5 protein-coding genes are annotated in these 4,608 nt (G+C 46.3%); all 5 read left to right on the top strand.

The genetic code is table 11. From position 1 onward, the window contains the following. On the top strand, window positions 1–239 hold a 239-nt coding region (locus DP116_RS27145), incomplete at its 5' end, for a hypothetical protein (protein WP_169158088.1). A gap of 20 nt (window positions 240–259) precedes the next feature. Continuing rightward, a complete protein-coding gene (locus DP116_RS30580) occupies window positions 260–559 on the top strand; it encodes a cytochrome b (RefSeq protein ID WP_339381613.1) in 300 nt (99 codons plus the stop codon). Between the two features lie 157 nt (window positions 560–716). After that, the gene (locus DP116_RS27135; RefSeq protein WP_169158087.1) at window positions 717–2,255 is read left to right on the top strand and encodes an efflux RND transporter periplasmic adaptor subunit; all 1,539 of its coding nucleotides are present in this window, start codon (window positions 717–719) and stop codon (window positions 2,253–2,255) included. 99 nt (window positions 2,256–2,354) lie between these two features. Then, a complete protein-coding gene (locus DP116_RS27130; protein WP_422614246.1) occupies window positions 2,355–3,587 on the top strand; it encodes an ABC transporter permease in 1,233 nt (410 codons plus the stop codon). Between the two features lie 94 nt (window positions 3,588–3,681). Next, window positions 3,682–4,560: a DUF4351 domain-containing protein gene (locus DP116_RS27125; RefSeq protein ID WP_169158085.1), complete on the top strand. Its 879-nt coding sequence runs from the start codon at window positions 3,682–3,684 to the stop codon at window positions 4,558–4,560. Window positions 4,561–4,608 lie beyond the last annotated feature (48 nt).

The raw sequence follows: 4,608 nt of genomic DNA, 5'->3' as shown, positions 1-4,608 counted from the left end.
GAAACCATACATCTATTCGCATTCCGGGAATTGAAAATATTGATGGAGTATTGACATTTCAGAATCCTAACAACTCTAGTACCTATCAAAAAAGTTGTTCTGAGATTCAAGTTGAGCATGGAGATTTGTTATCAGCAACTTGTGTCAGAATAGATGGCAGTCGAAACCATACATCTATTCGCATTCCGGGAATTGAAAATATTGATGGAGTATTGACGTTTCAGAATCCTAACAACTAAAGACCTTTTCCCTCCATTTACTGCTTTATCTCCTAATGCTGGTTGTTCCAATCAGTGGCATTTTTTTATCAAACACAGGTGGGCATGAAATTCCGTTCTTTTTTGTGACGTTGCCCAATTGGTTTGAGGAAAATCGTTCTGTTGGTGCGATACGCGAAGCGTCAAGCCTCCGGCTTATCGCTCACAGTCTGCACTTCTGGCTATCGTACACTTTGCTGGCACTGGTTATCCTGCATATAATTGAGCAACGTCAGTTTCTCCGTAGAACCTGGAAACGAACTTTCAAGGATAACAGTACAAAACAAATTACAAAATTGTAATTTACACAAAGGGCAAGCTGTCATGTTGTGCTGCTGTAATTAAAAGTATCAACTCCTTGTAGTTTCAATACAACGAAGCAAAAGCGATACTCCCTCCGGGAGGCGCACAAAGCACGAACGTAATAACTTTGTTTACACTCAAGGTGGAAAGCAGCCTATGACACTTGATTCTCCCCAACCTACCACATTCAAGCCTTTAGGAAAAGGCTTGGTCAAAGACAAGCTAAGCAAGTGGCTGATGGGGTTACTCATTCTTAGTTCACTGACGGGGGGTGGATACCTTGTTTACCATCAGACGGTGATTTCCTCCGCTCAGGAAGCCAGAAGTAAAATGCAGACAGTTCCAGTCCAGCGAGAAACCTTACCCATCACTATCTCAGCCAACGGCATCATTGAAGCCAAACAATCGACCAACGTCAGCCCCAAAAGCTCTGGACGTCTAAAAAGCTTACTGGTGGATGAAGGTGACTCTGTGAAAGCAGGGCAAATCCTGGCATACATGGATGACTCAAACCTGCAAGGGCAACTGATTCAAGCACGGGGATCTCTGGCTGCTGCCCAGGCGAACTTACAAAAAGCAATAGCAGGGAATCGCCCTCAAGATATTGCTCAAGCACAGGCACAATTAGAAGAAGCCCAAGCGAATCTGCAAAAAGGACAAGCAGGTAACCGCCCTCAAGATATTGCTCAAGCACAAGCACGTTTAAAAAGCGCTCAAGCAAGTTTCACAAAAGCTCAAGATGATTTCCAGCGCAATCAGCAACTATACAATGCTGGTGCGATTTCCCTTCAGATTGTAAACCAAAAACGTGCTGACAGGGACAGCGCCCAAGCTGCGGTAAATGAAGCGCAGCAAGCGCTGGCATTGCAAAAAGCAGGATCACGCACCGAAGATATCGAGCAATTAAAGGCGGTGGTGGAGCAAAGACAGCAAGCTTTAGCACTGCTGAAAGCGGGAAACCGCAAGGAAGATATTGACTCCGCACGCGCTCAGGTAATTCAGCAGCAGGGCAGCCTGAAAACGATTCAAACACAAATTCAAGATATGGTCATTCGTGCCCCGTTTAGTGGGATTGTGACTTCCAAGTATTCCGATCCGGGTGATTTCGTGACACCTACAACATCCGGGAGTTCTGTTTCGGGAGCAACCTCTTCTTCGATTCTGTCGCTGGCATCAAATTATCAAGTTGTGGCAAATGTTGCCGAAACCGATATTAGCAAAATTAAGGTAGGACAGCCGGTAACAATCACAGCCGATGCGTATCCCGACAAAACCTTTAATGGGAAAGTTGCCCAGATTGCCGCTGTTGCAAGTGTAACATCCAACGTCACCAGCGTAAAAGTGAGAGTGGATCTTAGCGATCCTGAAACTCTACTGCTTCCAAGCATGAATGTTGATGTGAAATTCAATGCAGGGAACTTAAATAATGTGCTTGTTGTACCAACGGTGGCGATCGCCCGCCAGGAAAATGGCACCGGAGTGCGGGTACTTAGGGAAAATGGTAAAACTCGATTTGTGCCAATTCAAACCGGATTGACCGTGGGTAACAAAACCGAAGTGCGCTCCGGTTTACAGGGAAATGAAAAAGTTCTGGTGAGTGCGCCACCGGGTTCCAGGGATAGTAATAGAGGTGGTCGTTCTGGCAGGATGGGCGGTGGTTATGGCGGTATGGGTGGTCGTCGCGGTGGTTTTTAGACTTGATTTTACAAGCGAGGTTTAGCAATGACAAAATCACGTGAGCGCAAACCACGGGTTAAACAGGCATCTGCTTTGGTTGGGAGTTCATCGGTGTCGATGGTTGAAATTCTGTCGATGGCTTTAGAGGCACTGTGGAATAATAAACTCCGCACCCTGCTAACCATGTTAGGCGTCATCATTGGCATTACGGCAGTAATCGCCGTTACGGCTATCGGTCAAGGCACCCAAAAGTCAACCGAGCAACAATTACAATCACTGGGAACTGACATTTTGCAAGTACAATCGGGTGCAGCCAGAAGTGGCGGAGTGCGGCAAGGCAGTGGGAGTGCAACAACTTTAACTTTGGAAGATGCTCAGGCGATCGCGCAAGAAGTTTTAGGTGTTGACCGGGTGTCTGCTTTCCTGCAACAGAATGCCCAAGTCGTTTATGCCGGAAACAACGACTCGATGACCATTATTGGAACTGATATTAATTATCCATATGTGCGAAACACGCATCCTCAAACAGGTAGATTTTTCAATCAGGAGGAAGTCGATTCGGCGAAAGCTGTGGCGATATTGGGTCCCACCGCACGAGATGAACTGCTGGGAACAGGAAGCAACGCAGAAGGCGCACAAATCCGCATCGCCGGAGAAACCTATGACGTAATTGGCGTTATGGAGACGAAGGGAGCGCAAGGTCCACAAAACCCGGATGAACAAATTTATATCCCGCTTACCAATATGTCTGCCCGGTTAGTGGGAAACAACGCTGTCAAAGGACTTGCCATCAGAGGAATTTATGTCAAAGTCAAAAGCCAGGATTTGCTAGATGCTGCCCAGTATCAAACTACGAATCTGTTACGGGTACGACACGGCATTTTTCCCGAAAAAGGAGAAACGGATGATTTTAGGACGGTGAATTCAGCCGATATCATCGAAACGCTCACCAGTACATCTAAGCTTTTTACCGTGATGATAGTGGCAGTTGCCGGAATTTCTTTAATTGTTGGCGGCATTGGTATTGCCAATATCATGCTTGTGTCAGTGGTCGAACGGACACGCGAAATTGGGATTCGTAAAGCGATTGGAGCGACTGGTACTGCCATCTTGACTCAGTTTTTAGCTGAGGCAGTGGTGATTGCAGCAATGGGAGGGGTTGTTGGTATATGCCTTGGAGTTGCGATCGCCTTCGCAGCCTCAAACCTGTTCAAATTTCCCTTCGTCATTTCGCCCTGGTCGATCCTGTTCGGCTTTGGTTTGACGTTTGTGATTGGACTGCTGGCTGGCGTCATCCCAGCTCGCAATGCTGCTAGACTTGACCCAATCACAGCGCTGAGGAGTGATTAGGAGAATTCATGTCTGGCTTTGGCTTGCGCGTATCACATTTTGCTTAACACATTATGATATATTCTTAAGAACTAGTAACGGTATAAAAAAACCTGTGGCAAAAGCAGCAGATACAGGTGGTAAGCGACTTATTAGTTTAGCTCCTGATGCATGGGTACAATGGGTGACACAGCGTCCCGAAGTCGTGGCGAAAGAAATTTTGGGTTCTGAGTTTCAGTGGATTAGCCGCGAAACAGATGTGTTGGTGAAGGCATACAGTGCTACCCACGGGGATTTTCTCGTACTCAACGAATTGCAGTTGCGTTACACGGCACATATGCCTCTACGTATGAGAGCCTATGCAGCCTTAGCACAAGAACGCTACCGACTGCCAACTTACCCAGTGCTGATCAACATCTTGCCACCTCCATCGACGTTAACTGTTATCAGTAGTTACGAGCAAGAATTTTTGGGATTACGTGCTATTCAAGATTATCGCGTCATTAATCTGTGGGAAGTGGATGCTGAGATAGTGTTTCAGCAACCACTACCTTCGTTATTACCGTTTGTGCCCATCTTGCGAGGAGGAGGTGAGGCATCAGTTGTACAACGAGCACTACAGGTACTACGAACCGATCCACAGTTGAATCAGTTAGAATCATTGCTGGCATTTTTTGCTAGCTTTGTGTTAGAGACGCCTTTAGTCCAACAAATCATGAGGTGGGATATGGCAGTGTTGCGAGAATCGCCTTGGTATCAGGAAATTCTGACTGAAGGTGAAGAACGTGGACTTCAGCAAGGACTTCAGCAAGGACTTCAGCAAGGTGTACAACGGCAGTTAATACGAGTATTGCAACGACGCTTTGGCGAAATTCCTCAAGAAGTAAAAGCAAGGCTTGAGGGCGAGAGTGTGGAACAATTAGAAAGTTTCATGGATAGTGCAATCGCTGTGAGTTCTTTAGAGGAATTTCTGACAATTTTATCTACTTGCTAGCTTTGTGTTAGAGACGCCTTTAGTCCAACAAATCATGAGGTGGGATAT

The organism is Brasilonema bromeliae SPC951, from assembly GCF_012912135.1.
Taxonomy (GTDB): domain Bacteria; phylum Cyanobacteriota; class Cyanobacteriia; order Cyanobacteriales; family Nostocaceae; genus Brasilonema; species Brasilonema bromeliae.
The sequence above is the reverse complement of the archived record's forward strand: the minus strand, read 5'-3'. Positions and strand labels throughout refer to the sequence as shown.

What these genes read in the sequence shown, in the direction of transcription:
- DP116_RS27135 (WP_169158087.1), top strand. Translation starts at nt 717, where the DNA reads ATGACACTTGATTCTCCCCAACCTACCACATTCAAGCCTTTAGGAAAA.
- DP116_RS27130 (WP_422614246.1), top strand. Translation starts at nt 2,355, where the DNA reads ATGGTTGAAATTCTGTCGATGGCTTTAGAGGCACTGTGGAATAATAAA.